At 56.8% G+C, this 21,910-nt stretch carries 21 protein-coding genes; 10 read left to right on the forward strand and 11 right to left on the reverse strand.

What is annotated here, in order from left to right; translation table 11 throughout:
* Positions 1-5 precede the first annotated feature (5 nt).
* From FKN99_RS09600 to FKN99_RS09640, 9 genes are all read left to right on the forward strand, one after another.
* Positions 6-1,268 (forward strand): NAD(P)/FAD-dependent oxidoreductase, encoded by a 1,263-nt coding sequence (locus FKN99_RS09600; protein WP_216658034.1) that lies wholly within the window; start codon positions 6-8, stop codon positions 1,266-1,268.
* On the forward strand, positions 1,265-1,834 hold the full coding sequence (locus tag FKN99_RS09605; RefSeq protein WP_172117648.1) for a DUF3261 domain-containing protein: 570 nt from the start codon (positions 1,265-1,267) through the stop codon (positions 1,832-1,834). Before FKN99_RS09600 ends, FKN99_RS09605 begins: the two co-directional genes overlap by 4 nt.
* Positions 1,835-1,845: 11 nt before the next feature.
* Positions 1,846-3,012: a beta-ketoacyl-[acyl-carrier-protein] synthase family protein gene (locus FKN99_RS09610; RefSeq protein ID WP_172117649.1), complete on the forward strand. Its 1,167-nt coding sequence runs from the start codon at positions 1,846-1,848 to the stop codon at positions 3,010-3,012.
* Positions 3,005-3,499 (forward strand): hotdog family protein, encoded by a 495-nt coding sequence (locus tag FKN99_RS09615; protein ID WP_172117650.1) that lies wholly within the window; start codon positions 3,005-3,007, stop codon positions 3,497-3,499. Before FKN99_RS09610 ends, FKN99_RS09615 begins: the two co-directional genes overlap by 8 nt.
* Positions 3,496-4,221 carry a 3-oxoacyl-ACP reductase FabG gene (fabG, locus tag FKN99_RS09620; RefSeq protein WP_172117651.1) on the forward strand — a complete coding sequence of 242 codons (726 nt, stop codon included), beginning with the start codon at positions 3,496-3,498 and terminating at the stop codon, positions 4,219-4,221. Before FKN99_RS09615 ends, fabG begins: the two co-directional genes overlap by 4 nt.
* The gene (locus FKN99_RS09625) at positions 4,221-5,480 is read left to right on the forward strand and encodes a beta-ketoacyl-ACP synthase (RefSeq protein WP_172117652.1); all 1,260 of its coding nucleotides are present in this window, start codon (positions 4,221-4,223) and stop codon (positions 5,478-5,480) included. Before fabG ends, FKN99_RS09625 begins: the two co-directional genes overlap by 1 nt.
* Positions 5,481-5,552: 72 nt before the next feature.
* Positions 5,553-5,999, forward strand: a complete 447-nt coding sequence (locus FKN99_RS09630) for an excinuclease ATPase subunit (protein ID WP_226912060.1) — start codon at positions 5,553-5,555, stop codon at positions 5,997-5,999.
* Positions 5,999-6,589, forward strand: a complete 591-nt coding sequence (locus FKN99_RS09635; RefSeq protein ID WP_172117653.1) for a 4'-phosphopantetheinyl transferase superfamily protein — start codon at positions 5,999-6,001, stop codon at positions 6,587-6,589. The genes FKN99_RS09630 and FKN99_RS09635 overlap by 1 nt, the downstream gene beginning before the upstream one ends.
* Before the next feature lie 150 nt (positions 6,590-6,739).
* A complete protein-coding gene (locus tag FKN99_RS09640; RefSeq protein ID WP_264757779.1) occupies positions 6,740-7,879 on the forward strand; it encodes an MFS transporter in 1,140 nt (379 codons plus the stop codon).
* A gap of 32 nt (positions 7,880-7,911) precedes the next feature.
* Here the strand turns inward: FKN99_RS09640 and FKN99_RS09645 are convergent, their stop codons facing one another.
* From FKN99_RS09645 to FKN99_RS09685, 10 genes are all read right to left on the reverse strand, one after another.
* Positions 7,912-8,691, reverse strand: a complete 780-nt coding sequence (locus FKN99_RS09645; RefSeq protein ID WP_172117654.1) for a sulfite exporter TauE/SafE family protein — start codon at positions 8,689-8,691, stop codon at positions 7,912-7,914.
* 31 nt (positions 8,692-8,722) lie between these two features.
* Complete coding sequence (locus tag FKN99_RS18130) at positions 8,723-9,754, reverse strand: ATP-dependent DNA helicase (protein WP_406565424.1); 1,032 nt, start codon at positions 9,752-9,754, stop codon at positions 8,723-8,725.
* A complete protein-coding gene (locus FKN99_RS18135) occupies positions 9,732-11,015 on the reverse strand; it encodes a DEAD/DEAH box helicase (protein WP_406565425.1) in 1,284 nt (427 codons plus the stop codon). Before FKN99_RS18135 ends, FKN99_RS18130 begins: the two co-directional genes overlap by 23 nt.
* An 11-nt stretch (positions 11,016-11,026) precedes the next feature.
* The gene (locus FKN99_RS09655) at positions 11,027-12,721 is read right to left on the reverse strand and encodes a VRR-NUC domain-containing protein (protein WP_172117655.1); all 1,695 of its coding nucleotides are present in this window, start codon (positions 12,719-12,721) and stop codon (positions 11,027-11,029) included.
* Positions 12,722-12,765: 44 nt separating this feature from the next.
* The gene (locus tag FKN99_RS09660; RefSeq protein ID WP_172117656.1) at positions 12,766-13,131 is read right to left on the reverse strand and encodes a hypothetical protein; all 366 of its coding nucleotides are present in this window, start codon (positions 13,129-13,131) and stop codon (positions 12,766-12,768) included.
* Between the two features lie 57 nt (positions 13,132-13,188).
* A complete protein-coding gene (locus FKN99_RS09665) occupies positions 13,189-14,232 on the reverse strand; it encodes a histone deacetylase family protein (RefSeq protein WP_172117657.1) in 1,044 nt (347 codons plus the stop codon).
* Between the two features lie 69 nt (positions 14,233-14,301).
* On the reverse strand, positions 14,302-14,580 hold the full coding sequence (locus tag FKN99_RS09670; protein ID WP_087108829.1) for a GIY-YIG nuclease family protein: 279 nt from the start codon (positions 14,578-14,580) through the stop codon (positions 14,302-14,304).
* Positions 14,581-14,589: 9 nt separating this feature from the next.
* Positions 14,590-18,561 carry an EAL domain-containing protein gene (locus tag FKN99_RS17905; RefSeq protein WP_172117658.1) on the reverse strand — a complete coding sequence of 1,324 codons (3,972 nt, stop codon included), beginning with the start codon at positions 18,559-18,561 and terminating at the stop codon, positions 14,590-14,592.
* A gap of 37 nt (positions 18,562-18,598) precedes the next feature.
* Positions 18,599-19,591 carry a tripartite tricarboxylate transporter substrate binding protein gene (locus tag FKN99_RS09680; protein ID WP_172117659.1) on the reverse strand — a complete coding sequence of 331 codons (993 nt, stop codon included), beginning with the start codon at positions 19,589-19,591 and terminating at the stop codon, positions 18,599-18,601.
* A 36-nt stretch (positions 19,592-19,627) separates the two neighbouring features.
* Positions 19,628-20,101 carry a YchJ family protein gene (locus FKN99_RS09685; protein WP_172117660.1) on the reverse strand — a complete coding sequence of 158 codons (474 nt, stop codon included), beginning with the start codon at positions 20,099-20,101 and terminating at the stop codon, positions 19,628-19,630.
* Between the two features lie 185 nt (positions 20,102-20,286).
* On the opposite strand from FKN99_RS09685, the gene FKN99_RS09690 reads away from it, so the two are divergent.
* Entirely contained in the window at positions 20,287-20,601 is a 315-nt protein-coding gene (locus FKN99_RS09690; RefSeq protein ID WP_172117661.1) for a hypothetical protein, read from the forward strand.
* A gap of 109 nt (positions 20,602-20,710) precedes the next feature.
* Here FKN99_RS09690 and argE read toward each other — a convergent pair whose 3' ends face one another.
* Positions 20,711-21,883: an acetylornithine deacetylase gene (gene argE, locus FKN99_RS09695; RefSeq protein ID WP_172117662.1), complete on the reverse strand. Its 1,173-nt coding sequence runs from the start codon at positions 21,881-21,883 to the stop codon at positions 20,711-20,713.
* Between the last annotated feature and the right edge of the window lie 27 nt (positions 21,884-21,910).

Consider the following 21,910-nt stretch of genomic DNA (forward strand, 5'->3'; position numbering starts at 1 on the left):
AACACATGAATATCCAAGATACCACCGATGTCGCCATCATCGGCGCCGGGCCTTCCGGAGCGGCTGCAGCGGCCTGGCTTGCCCAGCGGGGTCTGGATGTGCGGGTGATTGAGCGCAGCCGCTTTCCGCGCTTCTCCATCGGCGAAAGTTTGCTGCCACAGTGCATGGTCCATCTTGAAGCCTGTGGCCTGCTGGATGCCGCCAAGGCAGGCGGATTTCAAACCAAGAACGGGGCGGCCTTTACTTGGCAGGATCGCTATGCGGCCATCGATTTTCGCGACAAGTTCACGCCAGGCCCAGGCACCACGTGGCAGATCGAACGCGCTGATTTTGACCAGCGCCTGATCGAAGGCGCGCGCCAGCTGGGCGCCCAGGTTGAGTTTGACACCCGCGTTGAAGCCTTTGTCGCCGACCCCGAGCGCCCCAGCCTTACGTTGGTCGATGCCAACGGTGAGCAGCGCTCGTTACACGCACGCTTTGTGCTCGACGCCAGTGGTTATGGTCGCGTCCTTGCGCGCCTCACCGGCCTTGCCCGCCCCTCGACGCTTGAATCACGCTGCGCGCTGTTTACCCATATTGACGATCACATTGATTGTTCGCGTTACGACCGCGAGAAGATCCTGATCGGTTTACACCCTGAGCATCCCGGCATCTGGTACTGGCTGATTCCCTTCACGAATGGGCGGGCATCGGTTGGCGTAGTAGGTGATCGGGCAACGCTGGAAGCTGCAGGTATCAATGATGAGGAGCGCCTCTGGCACTTCATACGTGCCGAACCGAGGCTCGCCGAACTACTGGTCAATGCGAACGCCGTTCGCGCGGTTAGCCGCTTAGAGGGTTATTCAGCAGATGTCGAGCAACTGCACGGCCCCGGCTTTGCCTTACTGGGTAACGCGGGCGAATTTCTTGATCCGGTCTTCTCTTCAGGGGTCACCATTGCCCTGGATTCGGCCCTGCGTGCCGCCCCCCTGGTCGAGCGCCAGCTCGCCGGTGAGCACGTCGATTGGAATAGCCAGTTTGAACAGCCCCTACGACGCGGCGTTGCCACCTTCCGTGAATTCGTGGAGGCCTGGTACGATGGCCGCCTACCGCGGATCATCTTCAATGACCAGCAGATACCTCGCATACGCACCATGATCAGCTCAGTGCTCGCCGGCTACGCCTGGGATGAAGAAAACCCGTTCGTTGCCGCCAGCCGTCGGCGGTTAGACAGTCTGGCAGAGGCCTGTACCGATATGTACTGCGATACCGCAGGGAAGGAAAAATGACCACCACGTTGTTTCGCTTCGCATGTCAGGCAGGACTGCTCAGCGCCCTGCTTCTGCTGTTCGGCTGTGCCGGGCGGCCGGTGGCGACCGTACCCAGCCTCTCGACACTACCGGCGATGGAAACGCAGCGGCAGCGCCTGACGTTTGAACATAATGACCAGCACCATGAGATGATTGGCGTTCTGCGCCACGACGACAAGACGTTGCGCCTGGTCATACTAAGCCCACAAGGCCAGCGCCTGCTGACTCTGATACACGACGATAGCGGCAGCCGCTTTCTACAGGATGCCGCCTTTGAGCCGCCCTTTACCGCTGAGTGGCTGGCCAGCCGTTTGAGCTGGAACCTGTGGCCCGCACCGGCTATTGAACAAGCCTTTGGGTCCAACGCCTGGTCAATCCAGGAGGATAAGACAGGCCGCACGATGCGCTATCGACAGCGCGTCGTCGCGCGGATCAGCGGTAACTCGGCATGCACGTTAATTGACGACGTTGAGGCAGGCTACCGCCTGTATATCATGCCCCTTAGTGACACCGACCAGACAACCGCCCCATGCTTAACCCCTTGATAGCGTCTCAGATGCCTCCTTGTCGCCTCCTGCCACCGGCCCTGGTCTGTTCGATCGGTGACGACCTGGCCACCATAGCCGACGCCCTGTTTACTGGCCGTCGTGGGCTTGAGTATGACGACGTGTTTACCCCCGGCCGGCCTTTACCGTTAGGCCGAGTCACGACCTCCCTGCCCGATGCCCAGGCGCTACCGCCAGCACACCGTTCGCGCAATAACCAGCTGCTGGCCGCCGCCCTGGAGCAGTTGGCACCGACGCTTGAGGCTTTTCGCAAGCGGCACCCCCAAGCGCGTATCGGCGTGGTGCTCGGCACCAGTACCTCCGGCATCGGCGAAACCGAAACGGCGCTGGCTGAGCGTCAGCGCGAAGGCCACTGGCCCGACGACTTTCATTACCAGCGCCATGAAATTGGCTCACCAGCCCGCTTTGTTGCCGAGTGGCTCGGCCTGGACGGACCAACCTACACGCTCTCTACCGCCTGTACGTCGAGTGCGCGCGCCCTGGCAAGCGCCAAACGCCTGCTGGCGAGCGGCATGTGCGATGCGGTTATCGCCGGTGGGGCTGACAGTCTTTGCGGGTTGACCGTCAACGGGTTTGCCTCGCTTGAGGCGCTTAGCGACCGTCCTTCTCAGCCTTTCTCGGCCGAGCGTGACGGTATCAACCTTGGAGAAGCCGCCGCGCTGTTTCTGGTAACGGCAGAAACCGGCGGCATTCAGCTCAGTGGTTACGGTGAAAGCAGCGACGCTTACCATATTTCCGCTCCACGGCCAGATGGCCAGGGGGCCATTCAAGCGATGCAAGCCGCGCTTTTCATGGCACAGCTGCCCGCCACGGCCATTGATTATCTCAATCTGCACGGCACCGCCACGCGCCAGAACGACAGCATGGAAGCCAAGGCAGTCGCAACGCTTTTCGGCAATACGCTACCGTGCAGTTCAACGAAGGCCCTGACCGGGCATACGCTAGGCGCCTGCGGCGCGCTCGAAGCGGCGTTCTGCTGGCTGACGCTCAATGAGGGGCGCCTGCCGCCCCAGGTTCACGATAGTGACGTCGACCCAGAACTTCCGTTACTGAATTACGCCAAGGCGACGACTCATCACGGCCGTCGCGCGATCAGCAATGCCTTCGCGTTTGGGGGTAATAACATCGCCTTGTTGCTGGAACGTTTCAATGAATGATTCACTTATGCCCGCACGGCTTGACCTGCCCTGCGATATCGCGCCGTACGTGCCACACCGCCTGGGCATGTGCCTTCTGGATACGCTACTGGCCGTGGGTGACGAACACCTGCATGCCCGCGTCGTACCTCAACCCGACGACCTGTTTGCCACACCAGACGGCATTCCCGGCTGGGTCGGGTTAGAGTGGCTTGCCCAGGCCGTTGCCGCGTGGGCGGGTGTGCAGTCCGTGACGTCAGGCGATACGCCGAAAATTGGCTTTCTACTCGGCACGCGCCGTTATCAGTGCCAGCAGCCGTTTTTTAACTTCGACCAGCCGATACGCATCGAAGTAGAGCTCGATTTTCGGGCAGATAATGGCCTGGGCGCGTTTCAGGGGCGCTTGCTAGATGCTCAGCAACAGCTGATCGCTAACGCCACACTCAACGTGTTTCAGCCCGATACGCAACAGGCGCTGGAAATGATGCAACAAGGAAAAACTCAATGACGAACACCGTCCTGGTTACCGGTTCAAGCCGTGGTATCGGCCAAGCCATCGCCTTACGCTTGGCGCGGGATGGCTTCGATATCGTCATACATTGCCGTCAGCGTCAGGCAGAGGCAAAAGCCGTCGCAAACCAGATTCGTGAGATGGGCCGCAACGCCCGCGTGCTGTGCTTTGATGTTGCCGACAGGGCCGCGGCGCAGCAGGCGCTGGACGCCGATATCGAAGCGCATGGCGCCTACTATGGTGTTGTCTGCAATGCGGGAATTACCGCCGACGCCGCCTTCCCCGCGCTCTCTGATGAGGATTGGGACAGCGTGATCCACACCAATCTCGACGGTTTCTATAACGTTGTGAAGCCCCTCGTCATGCCGATGATTCGCCGCCGGGCGCCCGGCCGCATCGTCGTGATGTCCTCGGTTTCAGGCATGATGGGCAACCGTGGCCAGGTCAACTATAGCGCTGCCAAGGCCGGACTGATCGGTGCCATGAAAGCCTTGGCCGTGGAACTGGCGAAACGCCGCATTACGGTCAACTGCGTTGCCCCAGGCTTGATCGACACCGACATGACCGACGACCTGGTTACCGAGGAAGCGCTCAAGTTAATTCCCATGCAACGCACCGGTACCAGCGAAGAAGTCGCAGCCACAGTGGGCTTTTTATGTTCAGCCGATGCCGGCTATATCACTCGGCAAGTATTCGCCGTCAACGGAGGGATGTGCTGATGGCAAGTAATGTACAACGCCAAGACGGGCTGGGGCGCCGTGTGGTAGTGACCGGCATGGCCGGTTTCTCGCCGATCGGCAACGACTGGCCAAGCATCAAGGCTCGCCTTGAGCGTTTGCAAAACGGCGTTATCCACATGGATGACTGGGAAAGTTATGACGGCCTCAATACGCGCCTTGGGGCGCCCGTACGCGACGTTACCTTGCCTGCGCACTATCATCGCCGGGCGCTGCGCAGCATGGGCCGCGGCGCGCAAATGGCCACGCGTGCCAGTGAGCTGGCGCTGGAAGATGCAGGCCTGCTGGATACGCCGCTCTTAGGCAGTGGCCAGATGGGGATCGCGTACGGCGCCTCTGCTGGGGAGCCCGACGCCATTGCCGACTTTGGCAACATGTTGATCAATAAGTCGACCGATGGCCTGAACGCCAACTCCTATATTCGTATGATGGCCCACACCGCACCGGTCAATATCGGCGTTTTTCTCGGGGTGCGCGGGCGGATCTATACCACCTCAAGTGCCTGCACGTCTGGCAGCCAAGGCATCGGCTATGCTTACGAAGCCATCCGTTTCGGGCGCCAGACCGCCATGATTGCCGGTGGTTGCGAGGAGCTTTCAGCTTCCGAGGCGGCCGTCTTCGATACGCTGTTTGCGACCAGTACGCGCAATGACGCGCCGCACACCTCGCCGCGCCCCTTTGACGCCGAGCGCGACGGTCTGGTGATCGGAGAAGGGGCAGGCACGCTGATCCTTGAGGAACTGGAGCATGCCCAGGCACGGGGAGCCACCATTCACGCAGAGCTTGTGGGCTTTGGCACCAACAGCGATGGCCGCCACGTTACCCAGCCGGATGCCAGCATGATGGAGCAGGCGATTCGCCAAGCACTGGAGGATGCAAATTTGCAGCCCGAGCAGATTGGTTATGTCAGCGCCCACGGCACGGCCACCGAGCGGGGCGATATTGCCGAGAGTCATGCGACACACGCGGTGTTCGGCTCAAACCTGCCCATTAGCGCTTTTAAAAGCTTCACCGGCCACACGCTGGGCGCCTGCGGTGCGCTGGAAGCCTGGGTCGCCATCAAGATGATGCAGGAAGGCTGGTTCCACGGCACCGCCAATCTTGACCGCCTTGATGATGCCTGTGCAGAACTCGACTACTTGAACGGCCCAGGACGGAACATTGACTGTGACTATGTCATGAGCAATAACTTCGCTTTTGGAGGCATCAACACCTCGTTGATCTTCCGCCGCTGGCCCTGATATCGCTTACGACTCAGTGCCACTCACACTACCTGCTCTCAGGTACTTAAACCCAGCAAGAAGGAACGCTAAATGAGCCGAGGAATGATGTTAATGGGGGTGCTACTAGGCGCTCTACTAGTAAGCACGACGAGCCATGCGCGCGACACGACACACATGCTCTCTATTGAGGACGCAATGAACACGCCCGATGCGAGAGCACGGCTTGATTCCAATATTCAATTTATCTTTGGCGACACCCCGCACGGCGAGATTACCGCTGAGCATGGTCCTGCCGTCACAAATAAAAAGACCAATGCTTTCAACAAGTCTGATGTAGAAGCCTGCGAGTGGGTCATGCTCTCGGCGCTTCTTAGCTTGCAAGACCGCGTCAAAGCGGAAGGCGGTAATGCGGTGGTTAACATTGAGAGTTTCTATGACCGTCAGCCGATGTCCTCGACCAGTGAGTATGAGTGCCATGCAGGGGCGCTTATGGCCGGTGTCGCGCTGCGAGGTGACGTTGTCACGCTAGCCGACTAATGACCGCGTATTTAGACATTGTGTTGGCCCAAGCCCCCGCTCACAGCAGCGGGGCTTGTTTATCGGCGCTGGGCAGAGAGCTTCTCTCCCAGCTTGCCGACGCTCGCGGCTACCGCTGCCCTGTTAGCGAGTGGTCGCCTAGAGGCGGCGGTGCGCCGTGGCACCCAGCACTTCCGCCTCCGTGGAAAGCATGTCTCGCCCACCGCGACAACCGCGTGATTGCCGGTATCGCCACGGTCCCTGTGGGCATTGATATAGAGCATGTTCGCCTGCGACATAAAAAACGCCTACCCGAGCTGGTGGCGTGCCTGCCTGAGGCCGACGTACGCCGCAAGATACATCAGTCCGCTGTACCTCTAGACGCCTTTTACCGCGCATGGACACTCCACGAAGCGCTGTTCAAGTTGGATAGCCTGTCCGGCACTCCTTCAAGCCATGTATTGAGCACCCGTCTTGAGCGGCTAGCCCCTAGGGGCAATGTTCATGCCTGGCAATGGCAGCAGCAAGGCTGGACCATCAGCCTCTGTGCACACGCAAGTTCGCTTGAAATTCGCAGTCTCCCCAACCTCTCTTTTATGCAACTCGACTAACACTCGCCAACGCGGGCCGCCCCCTCCCTTACTTCCTGACGTAAAATAGTAGCTTGCTAACGACAGTGCTATTATCAGTGCCTTTGCCATCTCGATGTTCATCTAGGGAAGCTCACCATCAACCATTTAACCCATACCAAAGCCGTACTGCTGTTTGCCAGCACCATGACGGTGATGTCGGGCGCGATTATTGCGCCTGCTTTGCCGGGTATTAGCCGCCATTTTTCGGATCAGCCACAGGTGTTGATTCAACTGATCCTGACGCTTCCTGCGCTGATGATTACGCTGTTCAGCCCGCTAATGGGCTATCTGGCCGACCGGTTTGGGCGCAAGCCTCTACTCCTGATGATGCTGTCCATTTATGGCTTGGCGGGTGGAGCGGGCTTCTTGATTGATAGCGTGGACCTGTTGTTAGCATCACGGGCGCTGATGGGCATCGCCGTGGCCGGTATTTTAAGTATTAGTACTACGCTAGTTGGCGACTATTTTGATGGCCCCGAGCGAGTGCGTTTTTTGGGTCTGCAAAGTAGCTGCATGGCGCTCGGTGGGGTGGTGTTTATTAATCTGGGTGGGCTACTCTCCGACTGGAGTTGGCGGGGGCCTTTTCTGCTTTACCTAACCGGGGTGTTTCTACTGCCTTATGCCTGGGCGATGCTCAAGGCGCCTAAGCTTCAAAGCAATGCGCAGGCAGGCAGCGTCAACGCGCCAGTCAAGGTCGACTATATGCGCACCGGGATTGCCTATCTGGCGGGCATGCTGAGCATGATGATGTTTTACATGTTTCCGGCGCAACTGCCTTTTTTACTTTCAGAGCAGGGTGAGGTCAGCGGTTTAGCCATCGGCATTGCGCTCTCGACCGCCGCCTTTACCGCCAGCATCGTGTCGTTCTGCTATGGCTACTACAAACCCTTTTTGTCGGTCATGACGATCTATATAGCGGGCTTTGTACTGGCCGCGCTGGGCTTTATGGTGGTGGGCCTTACACAGAGTTATGCCATGGCGATTGTCGGCGCGGCCATTTCCGGGCTTGGCCTAGGCGCTTTTATGCCCAACACCACGGCTTGGCTAATGCGTATTACGCCACAGCGAGTGCGTGGCCGCGTGTTTGGTGGCTTTACCGCCACCTTCTTTCTTGGTCAGTTTATTTCGCCCATTGCGGTCGCTCCTGCGGTTACCTGGCTTGAGTCACTGCGCAATGTTTATACCGGCATGGCCGTGCTCTGCTGCGTGTTGGCGGTGATACTGGTGATCCTGAGCAGGACGTTGCTACGCGCCGACAGCACGCTTTAAGCGGTAGCAACGTTTTCATGCCAAGCCGATCATCAAGAAGGCGAAAATACCAACCCAATGATGCTGACAAAGATCAGCACCGCGCCCAGCACCCGGAAAAACACGCCCGTATCGGCTTTGATGATATAGCGGTGCGCTCGCTCACCCACCAGGTGCCCGGCATACGCGCAGGGCAATAGCCATAGTTGATGGATCAGCTGTAGGTCCACACCGGCAAACACAAACGAGATCATCTTGATCACGACCAGAATGAACCACAGCACGAACATGGTATCGCGCAGCTGCTCCTTGGCGACATGTGAGGCAAACACCGCCACAATCAGTGGCGCACCAATCAGCGACGTACCGCTGACATAGCCGCCCAAGGCCAGCAGCACATAGTCGACGTACCTGTTGTTGCTTTGAAACGGCTTATTGAGCACATAGCCAATAGCGTAGACCAGCACGATGCCGAAAATGATGCTGGTCATGATAGTGGCAGGCAGCGTTAACAGGCCCACCACGCCAACCAGCTTGGGAATGATCATGATTTTCAGGGCCTTGCGTAAATAGGCCCAATCAATATTGCTCTGTGCCGACGCGTTGCCACTCTCTCGCTTTATTTGGCGGTTACCCTGCCAAGCGATCCAGCTGGAGAAGATCAGCAGATGAATGGCGATAATTGGCAGGAAAAGTAGTGGATCGTTAACCACCAAGAGTAGAAACGGCAACGCCAATACAGCGCCGCCAAACCCCAGGCTGGTTCTAACAAAACCGCTCCAGGCAAAAATCAGCCCGATCAACGCATACTGATACCACAACAAATCCGCCATTCACTTGCGTCCCTGGTTATCACGTTGGTTATCAAAATGATGATCCGCCTACCGCCCACCAGCTGGGTAACAGCGCCTGCACGCGGGTGTGGGCAAAACGATCATCCATTAATACCACAACCCCTTCATCAGAGGGGCTGCGGATCACCCGTCCGGCGGCTTGTACTACCTTGATCATCCCCGGAATGCGGTAGGTGTAGTCATCGCCCTGGCCAAATCTTGCCGTGAGGCGCGCTTTAAGGGCTTCGTTGAAAGCATTAAACGGCGGCAGCCCAAGCGTTGCGATAAACGCACCAATCAGTCGGTCGCCGGGCAGGTCGATGCCTTCAGCAAAGGCGCCGCCCAGCACCGCAAAGCCGATGCCCTGCCCACCCGGCGTAAAACGCTGCAAGAACGCTTCGCGCTCGGCTTCACGCATGCCCGGCGTTTGGGCAAATGCAGGGATGTCAGGGTGCTGTTCACAAAACAGCTTAAGCGCGGCATTGAGGTAGGTGAAACTACTAAAAAATGCCAGATAGTGGCTCGGCGCCTGCTCGTACTGCTGGGCCATTTCGGCCACCATCGGCGCAAGCGACGCCTCCCGGTCGCGAAAGCGGGTCGAGATATCCCGGCGAATGCGCACTTCAAGCTGGCGGGCCACAAAGGGCGAACACACTTCGCGCCATACCGTGTTCGCTGGCAGGCCCAGCAGGTCACGGTAATAATGGGCAGGCGTTAGGGTGGCGGAGAACAGCACGGTGCTATGCGCAGCGTTGAAGCGTGGCGCTAGAAAGTCTGCCGGTATCAGATTACGCAGCCCCATCAGCGCTTTCCCTCGCCCTTTTAGCGTTACATCACACAGCGAGTGGTCGCCGAAATTCTCTGCCAGGCGGCAAAATGCCAGCGCCTCAAACAGCAGCTCCTGCAGCTCATAAGAGATATCTTCGGGGTGCTCGCCCAGGTGGTTGGTGATCGAGGCGGCAGCGTTCTGAAGGGCGCCCACCAGCTTATCGGGTAGCGACTCAAGCAGGTGATAGCCTTCCCGCTCAGCATCATCCGGCTTACTTTCGGCGACGTCTTTCACCACGGCCTGCCAATGAGCGGCTCAGGGCTTTCGGGGCGCTACGCTTAACGCGATTAAAACTCTGCTGGTCAAGCTCGGCGCTATACATGCTACGTGCCCTCTCGACCAGGTTGTGCGCTTCATCCACCAATAATCCCACTCGCCAACCATTGGCTTGTGCCAGGCCATGGAGCAACGCATGGCGATCAAACCAGTGGTTAACGTCGCCCACAATCACATCGGCCCAGCGCGCTAGTTCCTGGCCCAGGTAATAAGGGCAGACGCTGTGAGTAAGCGCTAACTTGCGCAGCGTTTCTCGGTCCCACCCGCTTTCAGACACGGCGGCCTGGCGTGCAGCGGGCAGGCGGTCATAGAAGCCCGCCGCTAACGGGCAGGCATCACCATGGCAGGCGGTTCCCGGGTATTCGCAGGCTTTTTCACGGGCAATGAGTTCCAGCACGCGCGGCGTACTGTTATCAGAATGTTCGGCGGATTGTACAGAAGAGCGAAGCTGAGCCAGGGCGTCCAACGCCAAGCGGCGCCCGGGTGTTTTCATGGTCAGAAAAGCAATCCGATCAAGCTGCTGACGAGGCATGGCGGTGAGCATGGGAAACAGCGTGGCCAGCGTTTTGCCGATCCCGGTAGGCGCCTGGGCCAGCAGACAGCGCCCGGTGCTGGCAGCCTTGTAAACATCTTCGGCAAGCTCACGCTGGCCGGGGCGAAACGTGGCATGGGGAAAGCTGAGTGTTGTTAACGCTAAATCACGCGCCTTGCGATGCGCCGCTTCCTGTTCGGCCCAGGCAATAAAGCGCTCGCACTGGGTGATAAAAAACGTCTCAAGCTCAGATGCTCGCGCTTTCTGGCTAAGCAAAGTCTCTTTTTCAGTGGCGATATCCAGATACACCAGCGTGAGCGTGACCTCCTCCAACTCGCGCGCTTTACATAACAGAGCGCCGTAGATCTTTACCTGTGCCCAGTGCAGCGCGCGCTGGTTGTCGGCCATGCGCTCAAGGCTACCGCGGTAGGTCTTGACCTCCTCCAAACGGTTTTCGTCAGGATAGTACCCATCGGCGCGTCCGGTGACGGCCAGGCTTTTGTAGCTACCGGTAAGCGGCATTTCGGCAATATAGTCATCGCCTCGGCGGCAGGCCACCAGGCGATGCCCGGCCATGCCTTCCTGAGCACTGGGCGAAGGGGTAAAGCGGTGATCCAGATCGCCCTCGCGGGCGGTGAAATCACACAGTGCACGGACGGCAATCCGGTACTCTGCGACGCTACTCATCGCGCCCCTAGTCATAACGCAGCAGGCGAGTCAGCCAGCCACTGCACGTAGCACACCGCGACTGGAATGTGATGCTGATGAAAAAACGCCAGCCAGCGGCGCTGGTTATCCTGAAGTCGGTCACCGGGGCCTTTTACCTCAATAAACCGATAGCGTGGTTCATTCGGTGGTGCGTTGGGTAAAAACTGGACCAGATCAGGCAGCCCTGCCCGGTTAGCTTTAATGTCTTGTAAAAGCCGTTCAAAACAGGCTTTCAAGTGGGCGGCGGGCAGGCACTTAAGCGCCAACGCTAAAAGCGTTTCGTCCAGCAATGGCCAGTGCACAAAGGGGGATGCCAGGCCGTGTTTTTGCTGCCAGGTGGTGTGAATCGTCTGCCGGTAGCTGCCATCCTCTAGCTGTGCCAGGCACTCATCAAACAGCCCACGCCGCCGGGCGACGAAATCTTCTCGATAAAGGTCCGCAGGCCCACTATGAAAAGGATGAAAAAACGCCCCAGGCAGCGGCGCAAAGATCGCAGGCCAGCAGAGCAGACCAAACAGGCCGGTGATTAGCGTGTTTTCTGCATAATACACCGGTGCTTCAGGCGTGCCGACGTGTAGTCCAACAGCGCGCTCTACCGGCTGAGGGCCGGGAAGCATTAACTCCCAGCGCGTGTAGGCGGGCTCATGCACCGGCGGCTGCGCCTCCATTTTCAACTTTTTACGCAGCCGAGGCAGCAACCGAGCGAGTGCCTGAACTTCGGTTTCATTGGGGGTAAGTCGCTGAGCATTCATTGCCAGCTCAAATGCCTCCTGATACCTCCCCAACCGCTCCAATACGCGCAGCTGGCGAACGCGGGCTTCGCTGCTATCCGCTTGTGCATAAAGTAAAACGGCCTGCTCGGTTTGGCCACTGCGCTCCGCTTCGCGGCCCATCTGTAACAGCACGCGGGCATGCCGAGTCGCTAACCAGGCGTTAGCGGGTTTGGGCGGTAGCTCACGTTGTAGATGCTCAAGTAGTTCGCCCTCATCAAGGCGCTGTCTAAGCCTATGCAAGTCGAAGTAAGCATTCACTTCTTCGCGTTTTTGAAAGGCACGCGAGGCGGCGGTGAACGGCACCTTTTCAAACCGCTGAAGCCCAAGCTCCGTCAGCACGAACTCGGCCCAGTCTTGGCGCAGGTTGCCAAAGAACATCAGTCGTAGCCGGTCACACACGTCCATTACGTTAAGGCGCACGATGCTGTCCGACGCTTTTGGCCACCACTCAGTTAACGGTTTGATCTCAGAGAGCTGGGGCGTTAGCGTGGCCTGGAGTACCGCTTTGCCAGCAGACGCGGGCAGCCCCGCATCGCGTATAGGCGTTGCCAAGGCTGAGCGCAGCTCGGCCAAGCGCAGTTGATGAAACAGCTCATCCACACTCAGCACCGGGGCAGTATCCACCCAACCAAGCGAGGCCAAAGGTGCGAGGGCATCCGCCGTGTCGCCTATTTCCGGGTAGTTGAGTTTGTAAAGCCGGAACAGCTCGCCCTTGCGCATTACCATACGGGTAAGTAACGCCTGGGAAGAGCGCGGCAGCGTATCAAAGCGGCTAATAAAGGTGAGTTCGTCGGCATCTAGAAGGTCAGCGTGGCGCTCACCCACCCACCCCAGCACGAAGCGAAAGTTCGTCAGGTAGTAGAAGGGGTCGTCGAGCGAAGCAGTAACGGAAGTGGCAGAAGCACTGTTCATGCATCCATTGTATCAGCGCGATTTGCCCCGCGTCATGGGCTATTTCAGCCCACGCGGTGCTGCATTAATACCTCAAGTGCTTCATCCACTTCGTCATGGGAAGCGCTGGAAGACACGGGGGATTGGCGGGTGGTGCAAGGCTTCGCACTATCACCTACCAGTACGTACCATTCGGCTTCGGTGAGATAGTGCTGACACCACCGACCCAGGCCGTCGGCCACTATGTCACGGCTCTGCTCGCCACCGCGAAAGCCGTGGGCCAAGTAAAGCAGGTCCTGCCGGGCGGTGCGCGCACGGGCATTGCCGCCATGTACCTTGGAAAGCGGGCAGCGCCGGTCGTAGGCCGCGTTGGTTAACGCATTAAGCCAACGCTCCAATTCATGCCCCTGAATACCGCCGTAAACTGCCACGCCTGCGCTCCCTGCCCGTTAGTGGGGGCGTTAGCCTGCCCTAATAAAGGCCAGCTGTCATCTATCTCGCGAGTTTATCTGCTCAAACCCTTGTAGCACATTGACGACGTTGACACCTATTTCTTCAACCGCATAGCCTCCCTCCATTAAAAAGGTGGTGGGTAGACCGGCTTCTGCCAAACGCTTGCCCAAGGCAATAAAGTCATCGCGCTTGAAAGTGAACGCGCTAATAGGGTCGCCTTCGAAGATATCCACGCCGAGCGATACGATCAACAGCTCACACTCATGGGTTTTGATGGCAATAAGCGCCTGCTCCAGCGTTTGCATCCAGGTGGCTACGCTGGTGCCAGGCGCCATCGGGTAGTTGAGGTTGAAGCCCTGCCCTTCGCCCGTACCGGTTTCATCGGCGTAGCCTAGATAGTAGGGAAAGGTCACATCAGGGTCGCCATGTAGCGAAGCAAACAGAACGTCGTTACGCGCATAGAAAATCTGTTGGGTGCCGTTGCCATGGTGGAAGTCGACATCCAGCACCGCCACGCGGCGTCGGCCTGCATCCAGCGCGTGCTGGGCAGCAATCGCGGCATTGTTAAAAAAGCAGTAGCCACCAAACTGATCAAATGCAGCGTGGTGCCCCGGCGGACGGCACAACCCAAAGCTGGGCTCTCCTGTGGCCAAGGTATATTCCACAGCACCCAACGCGGCGTCCTTACTCGCCATGGCCGCTTCAAAGGTGCCTTCACAGATAGAGGTTTCCGCCGCAAGCGCGTAGTAGCCAAGCTGGCCACTCACCGAGAGCGGAATTTTATCCTGACGCAGGGTGCGCGCTGGCCAGATATTGGGGATCGCCTCACCGCTATGCCCGGCTGCTTGCCATGCCTGCCAGCAGGTTTCAAGGAAGCTGACGTAACTGGCGTCGTGAATCGCACATACCGGCTCAAGGCCATAGGCGTCAGGAGCGCGCACTTCGAAACCAGCCTGGCGCAGTTGTTCGAGCACCAGGTCAACACGCTCGGGGCACTCAAAGGGGCTGACAAGTGCCCCGTCATGAAGCTCCGTTCGCGCCTGGCGCAAACGACTATCCTCAGAGAAAAACGTCAGCATGTTGGCTCCTGAATAACCGGGAAAGGCGGCAGGCTCGTATAAAAACGAGCGCTTTAGCTTTACGTTAGCTTAATCCACTTCTATCGAAAGCGGCCAGCGCGTTGCCCAATGACGTTTTTGAACAGAGGTTTGCTGTTTCAACTGATACTCCGCCCGGCTGGCGGCGGCCCTATCTTCAAACGGCTGGGCGCCCAGCAGAGCAACCGGTGGGTTAGCACGGGTATAACGCGCCCCTTTGCCCGCACAGTGGGCGCGATAGCGTTTGGCGATATTGTTGGTGATGCCCACATAAGTCCCGCGTCGGCACTCTAATAAGTAAACATACCAAGGGGTTGAGGGTAACGACATCCCAGCTCCTTAGGGAGATAAATGAGCAATAAAGGCTTGCAGGGCTTCCACTGGCATCGGCTTGGCCAGTAGATAGCCCTGGAAAATATCACACTGATAGCCCAGCAGGCGCTGATACTGCTCTTCGGTCTCCACTCCTTCAGCCACGACCTTGAGCCCCAAGTGGTGAGCCATGGAGATAATCCCTTGCACAATCGCCGCATCATCGTAGCTATTGGTGAGTTCATTAATAAAGCTGCGGTCAATTTTCACCGTGCTAATAGGCAGGTCCTTAAGATAACTAAGGCTTGAATAGCCCGTACCAAAATCATCAATCGACACGCCAATATGCATACTGCGCAGGGCATGCAGCGTATCGATCGCGCCTTCAGCGTTATCCGTCAAAATACCTTCGGTCAGTTCCAGACTCAGCTGTTCAGCCGGTAGGCCGGTGGTTAGCAGGGTTTGGCGCAGCGTGGCAAGAAAATTGGAGCGCTGGAACTGGAGCGGTGAAAGGTTAACCGCCACACGTATTTTACCCAGCCCTTGTTGCGCCAGTGACTGCATATCCTGGCAAGCACGTTGGAGTGCCCACTCACTGATCGGAATAATTTGCCCGGTGGTTTCTGCCAGCGGAATAAACCGCGCGGGAGAGATAAAGCCTTTTTCCGGATGCTCCCAGCGCAGTAGCGCTTCTACACCGGCAAGCTTTCCTTCCCGATTCATTAACGGCTGGTAATGCAGTGCGAACTCTTCGCGCTCAATGGCTTCCTGGAGATCATTACGCAGCACCATGCGCTCGCTAACCGTATCGGTAAACGCGTGGGTAAACCACTCGTAGGCATTACGCCCTTGCTGCTTGGCCTTGTACATCGCCATATCGGCTTGTTGAATCAGCGTTTTTGGCTGAAGTGTATCTGGCTGGCTCATCGCGATACCGATACTCGCGGTCAGGTAAAGCTCTTGGGATTCAATACGGTAAGGGCGCGCTAACATAGGCAGCAACCGCTCCACCAAATCAACAACGTCAGACTCGTCGTTAATCGCCGTTTGCAGAATAACGAACTCATCCCCGCCCATACGGGCAACCGTATCCTCAGGCCTGACCGCATTGATAAGCCTACGGGCGACTTCGACCAACACCTGATCACCCACTGCATGCCCCAAGTTGTCGTTAATGGGCTTGAAATCATCCAGATCCACAAACAGCACGGCCAGACGCTTTTTATCCTTACCCAGCGTAGAAAACTGCTTTAACAGCATTTCCTCAAAGAATGTACGGTTAGGCAGGCGGGTCAGGTCATCATGTGAAGCATTGTGAGCCAAACGCGCCTCGTACGCTTTATGCTCGGAAATATCTTGCTGCACGCCGACAAAGTGCGTTACCTGATCGTCCTGGTCGCGTACCGGCGCTATATACAGATCATTCCAGAATAGCGTGCCATCTTTGCGGTAATTGCAGATAGTGACGTTGACGTCTTTCTGCTCATTAATACAAGCACGAATGCGTTGGATAACCGCCGGATCGCTGCCAGGCCCCTGAAGCAGGCGACAGTTTTTACCAAGGATTTCCTCCTGGCGATATCCCGTTATTAACGTAAACGCTTTATTGGCATAAATAATGGGCAAATCAGGTTGTCCAGCATCGGCGATCACAATGCCGTTAACGCTGGCTTCCACACTGCGTTCCAGGATACGCAGGCGAGACTCCTGTTGACGAGCAGCCGTCACCTCCTGAGCAATGGCATGCACCCCTTGCACGGTGTTATGCACCACCATCGGCAGATGAATAATATCCAATTGATGCAAACGACCCGCGCGGTCTTTCAGATTGAGTTCATATCGGTAAATCCCCCCTTGCAGGGCCGTTTCGATATAGGCCTCTACGCGCGTCACATCCTGTTCAGCAATAAAAAAGGTGAACGGCTTGCCGAGCATTTCCTCAACCGAGTAACCGGTTAGTGACGCGCAGGTGGCATTGGCCGTTACAAAGCAGCCCGCCTCATCCAGGGTAAATACCGCATCAGGATGATGGGTAAACAGTGAGCGATAGCGCTGTTCGCTCTCCTCCAATGAGCTCCGCACCTGAAAACGCTCAACGGCCAGCGCCATCAAGCCAGCCGCTTTTTCAATTCGCACCGTATCGGCACTGCCTGGGGTGCTGGGCTTTGGGTAGTAAACCGCAATAGTGCCTACCAGTTGGCCCTCGCCACCGTAGACAGGGCTCGACCAACAGGAGGCAAGCCCGGCCTGTTTGGAAACGCCATGATAGCCCCGCCAGCGCTCATCCTCGGCAATATTAGCGCATATAACCGTTGCCCCCTGGTAGGCGGCACTACCACAAGCGCCATTATTCGCGCTGATCAAAATGCGTTGTATCGCGCTGCGGTAGGCGGCGGGCAGCCGGTCTCCCGCGATGAATTCCAGGTGAGTACCTGTATCGTTAGCCAACATGACAGAACAGATTGCCGAAGGTAACTCGCGCTCCAACATAAGACACAGACTTTCCAGCGTTTCCTTTAGGGGCTGCTCTTGGGCAATCATGTGCTGAATCGCCTGCTGGTCTTCCAGTGACTGACGCGTCTGAGCAAGCTCGCGGGCACGAGAAACACTGACGCTCACAACGCCAAGACTAAAGGCCAACAAACCACTAAGCAGCAAGCTGCCTAACGCAACCGCAAACGACAGCAGGTTCAATTGATGCCAGTTGTACTGGTTACCTGGGTAGGCATAAAGCGCCAGGTTAATGCCGCCGGGCAAGCCGATATAGCGTGATGCCAGCGCGAGCTCTGGCGTTTCCATACGGTCGGCAGCAAAACCAGCGGGGTATAACTTCATCAGCGGCATGTCATCACGATTCACTCTCACCTGGAAAGGGCCCACCTCAAGGCGCAACTCGTTTTCCAACATGGTGGCCAGGTTAAAACTGGCGAATAGGTAATGATTGTTAGCGGGAACCGGGATAACAAATATTGCTTCGTGGGGTCGGCTGGTATCCGTCATCAACATCCTTGGACGACCGAGCGGAATTTGCATCCAAGCACGTGTTTGCTCTTCCTCCAACTGCTGATGTAGCCATCGTTCCATTTCAGCCGTCCGCCCCACTCCCCACTCCCAGGTCAACTGCTGCTGATCAACTATCGCAATGGCGCTAATACTGGGGATGTCCCGAAGGTAGTGTTGTGCGTCATTATCCAGCAGGTTCACATCCCAGTCTGTGCCCATGGCGCTCAGCCGCTCTGCCATTCGTTGCATTAATCGCAAGCGGTCTTGTGTTGCTCGCTCGATATTGAGTTGAACGTTATCTAATAGATAGGCGGCTTGCTGTTGCAGCGACGTTTGTTGATAGGCGTTTAACAATAGCCAGATAAAACAACTGATCGTAACGCCCCATAGCGAGGCGACGACGGTCACCCGGCCTGGATTTAGACGTTGCGGTTTACCCCGCAAGCCTGCTGCCAGCATGGCGGTACCTAAAAAGCAGGTAATGACCAATGCACTCATGGGCGACGATGAGAACAGAGGAGATGCACCGCTTAGCGTAAGCCATAGTTTTCCAACCACAAAAAGGGCAAGCCCCCACAGGCTTAGCCCACCGGCTATCCATAACCAGCGCCGCCATGCGCTAGAAAGCCCCAACCAAAAGCACACCCCAATCATTAAAAAAAAGCCTGCCGACAAGCTGGTGATACGCGGCCCATTGCTGAGCCATGAGTCGCCTCGGCCGCCTTCCAGGCTATTATGTACCAAGGTGTAGGTGACGACCAAAAACAGAGATAAAATGCTGATAACTTTTGTTTTTCTCCATCCCTGAAGCGTCGCCAGCAGCGCAATACCGACCAGCAGAGTGACCAGTGCTCCATCCGGCACTAGCGTTGCAAAAAATGGCCGTGTCGGCACACTGAGACCGACCACTACCCCAACGACTCCCATGCAAACGAGGGTTGCCGATATCATAAGTAGCAGGGTTTCCAACGCCAATTGGCGCGTATTTATCCGCATGGTTCTACGCCCCATCAGGCCTTGGCAGTGATATCTTTCATTGTCCAAAGTGTACCCGTTCTGTGAGTGATACCAGCTCATTAAATTGCTCATCCAAATAGTCGCGATAAGTGCTCAGCGACCGATAATCAATTAATGAGCCATACTCATGTGTAATCCGATGACGTAATGGCTCGCTGGCAAGCGCGTAAGCTAACGCATCGTTCAAAACGGCAAGCTCTCCCGGTGGTGTTCCTGCAGGCGCAAACACACCTCGGTCGCTCGTATGGACCAGATCAATTCCCTGCTCACGAAGCGTAAGAACGTCCGGCAACCCAGAGAGTCGCTCACTCCCCGCTACGGCCAGTGGCACCAAGGCCCCCGAGACAAAAAGAGTGCCCGCCGAGGGCAGGTTAAGCATGGCGAAATCAATTTCTCTAGCCACCAAAGCTTCTACCTCGGAGGCCGTATCAGGAAAATGAACCAACTGTACATCCGAGAGCGAGATACCGCTTTGTTCAAAAAACTGCAGCCAGAACAAGTGGTCGGTGGAGTTAGCGATCACGCCAAACTTGAGCGGGGTTGAGGAAGTCTGAACTAACGCGCCAATATCGCTGGCTTGTTGGGCCGCATGCCCTGCATACGTGGCGGGAATATTAATCGTGCGAACCAGCAGTGACACCGGCGCAAAGTCTGCATGGGAAAACGAAGCGAGTCCCGCCAGGTACGAAAGATCAATCGTTTGATGACTGCCGAGCAACGTATAACCGTCGGGCGAGGCATTTTTGACATACTGAGCGCCCCGCATGGCTTCACGACCGGGCATATTAACCACAAGCACAGGCTGGTCTAGATAAATTTGTGCCGTGTCAAAAATATCCCGAAACAGCACATCGGTCGCCCCTCCTAAACCAAAGGGAATGACAACGGTAATTTCTCTATCCGGGTACCGATTTTCAGCAAACGCGAACGTCGTTCCCCACAATAACAACCCACTGACAAACCCTAATGTGATGCAATAACGAGCGAGTCCCCTGCCACTATATGCCATGACATCAACCCCTCGTTTTTATTAGTTAACGCATAGCTACTCTTTGCAACATAGCTTTAATTTTCGGCCGCTACCACAAAAGCAGGGATCGTTACGCTGCGGCTTGAGACGCACGACCTCAGGCGTACCATCCACGTACCACCACCGGCTCTGCTCAAACACGAAACGCGAGTTTTCTTCAAGCATGTGCCAGCGGCCACGCTCTTTGAAATAAGCGCGAAAATGAACATAACCTTTATCAGCATCAGGGGGCGTCTCTTCGGATGCTGCTTTAACAATGGTGAGAGCTTTCCACTCGGTGTTAAGGTCCGGTGATAGCGCTTCCGGGCGAGTGCTCACGTGCCAAGTGGCAAGCACGTAGTCGCATAGATTCAGCGCAAAGGCACTGTAGCGAGAGCGCATTAGCGCTTCCGGGGTAGGGGCTGGCGCGCCATCGTGGTAACGGCCACAGCATACGTCAGTCGACAATCCTGTACCGCAAGGGCAACTTTTTTCAATTAGAGACATCATAGAAAGGCTCATATATCACGGTCACTTAAGCCTAACCGATAATCCTTAAAACCGTCCTACACATGGCCCATGTTTTCGTTCGATTTTGGCCCCATGTTAAGCGTATAGTGGCTGAGCAAGATTTTTTTGACTTACGGAGTACGAAACACGACCCAAGATTCTTTCCAAATGCAGCGGAGGTTCTCATGAAGGTTTATAAACCCGAATGGCAGTGCACGTTTAGCGTAAACGAGGGCGCAGAAGAATCAGCCAACTGGAAAGAGCGAGTCGCCTGGCGACTGCGGGCGATAGCCGACCGTTTGGACGGTGTTGGTCGGACGCTGAAGGTTAATTGTCATGTTTCTCCTCAGGTCAGCCAGGAGGAAATGGATACCTGCCTGGGCAAAGGGTTTGAAGTGACCCAGCAGCTGTTAACCCAGTTGGCGCATCAGCAAGCGTGTGAAGATGTGATGCGCAATGCCAAAGCCGAGCTTTTCGAACAGAACCACCAGCATCATTAACGTGGAGGAGGCTCCCACCCGTTGAGCGGGTGGGTTGAAATGCGTCCATTCACATCGTTTTCAAACACGTTCTCAGATACCTTTCCCCACGACGTTTTCAAGTGCTTGTCTAATCAGCGCGATAGGGTTGGTGTAGCGCGTCTCCCAAACGGTCCATAAACGTCAGGCACGCCTCAAGTTCGCTTTTCTCAATATATTCATCCGGCTGATGCGCTTGAGCGATACTGCCCGGACCCAGAATAATCGTTTGTAACCCTTGGCCTTGATATTGTCCCGCCTCGGTGGCGTAGGCCACTGCGTGGTTGCAGCACTCACTTGGCAGGTGATCCTTGGCCAAGCGCAGTACAGCGTGGTTATCTCGGTCGGCAAGGCCTGGCACCGTTACATTCAGCGGCTCGGTCGTAATCTGGACGTCCTTGCCACGCGCCCTTAGCTCGGCACTTAACGTATCGGCATACGCTTCAAAACGCGCAAACACCTCATCAAACGTCTCGGTGGGCAGGTGGCGTATTTCCCACTCGAACTGGCACTCACGCGCCATGATATTGATCGCCGTACCGCCCTTGATCTTGCCTACGTGGAGGCTGGTGTGGGGTACGTTGAAAGCCTCATCCACTTTGCCCTCCTCCACCAACGCCGCCATGGTGTCTTCTATGAAGGTGACCAGTCGCGCTGCCACATGAATGGCCGAAGTGCCCTGGTTCACCTGACTGCTGTGCGCTTCGCGCCCTACGACGGTGGTGCGCAGATTGGTGGCGCCCTTCTGGGCCACGACGGGCTGCATGCTGGTCGGCTCACCGACAATGACGTGCGCGGTGGTTGAGTAGTGCTCGTAGAACCGTTTGATCAGCGCAGGCGCACCGACACAGCCAACCTCCTCGTCATAGGAAAAACCAAAATAGATCGGCTGCTGCAAAGGCGTTTTCACCCACGTGGGCACCATGGCAAGAGCGCAGGCAATGAAGCCTTTCATATCACAGGTGCCACGGCCGTAAAGCTTACCGTCCTGGCCGTCATGCAGGGCGAAAGGATCTGTCGACCAGGGCTGGCCTTCCACCGGCACCACATCGGTATGGCCGGAGAGCATCACCCCACCCGGCGCATCAGGGCCTATACGGGCAATCAAGTTCGCCTTGGTGCCGCAGGGGCTCATCACCCGTTCGGAGGCGACGCCGTACTCTTCAAGATAAGCTTCGACAAATTCGATCAGCGCCAGGTTAGAGCCACGGGAGGTAGTATCGAAAGAGACCAGTTTGGTTAATAGCGCTATTGCGTCACTCATACGACTCTCATTAGTTATGCACATTGT

This window comes from Halomonas hibernica (assembly GCF_013183775.1).
Taxonomy (GTDB): Bacteria; Pseudomonadota; Gammaproteobacteria; order Pseudomonadales; family Halomonadaceae; genus Vreelandella; species Vreelandella citrativorans.